A 471-nucleotide genomic window follows, 5' to 3' on the forward strand; every position below is an offset into this window, starting at 1 on the left:
CACCAGTGATGCGGCATTCAACGCTAATTTTTTTATGGATAAATCCGCGAACTGCTTGGCATGGGCCATCCAACTAGTCGAAACAGAAGAGAAATAAGCGTAGTCAGCGGTGAACAACTCGTCAGCCTTAGCAAAATCTTCTGTTTGCACCAACCAACAATGCTGACATACCCAGACTTTTAGCGGATAACATTTTTCCAACCGAAACTGACTTTGATCAGACAGATAGGCGTTTGAAGGCGGCATAACGCCTAGATCAACCAACGGCAAGGTTAACGCCTGCTGGCAATGTCGACATTTCATAACGTTATTCCATTAAAACTGTGGTCAAGCAGAGGCAAGCTTGCATCGCGCTCAGATAACAGTGTTATCGGCAACGGCCAGTTGATCTTGAATGCTGGATCATCTACCCGACAGCCACCTTCATGTTGGGGATGATACTGTGCAGTGTGTAAGTACAACAACTGACTG

At 46.1% G+C, this 471-nt stretch carries 2 protein-coding genes; both read right to left on the reverse strand.

The window, feature by feature from the left end; all coding sequences use genetic code 11:
• On the reverse strand, positions 1-303 hold a 303-nt coding region (locus tag V7D78_RS16550; RefSeq protein ID WP_442886710.1), incomplete at its 3' end, for a class I SAM-dependent methyltransferase.
• Positions 300-464, reverse strand: coding sequence for a dTDP-4-dehydrorhamnose 3,5-epimerase family protein (locus tag V7D78_RS16555; RefSeq protein WP_333609560.1), 165 nt, complete (start codon positions 462-464; stop codon positions 300-302). The genes V7D78_RS16555 and V7D78_RS16550, both read right to left, overlap by 4 nt.
• Between the last annotated feature and the right edge of the window lie 7 nt (positions 465-471).

Source organism: Arsukibacterium sp. (assembly GCF_036735525.1).
Classification (GTDB): domain Bacteria; phylum Pseudomonadota; class Gammaproteobacteria; order Enterobacterales; family Alteromonadaceae; genus Alishewanella.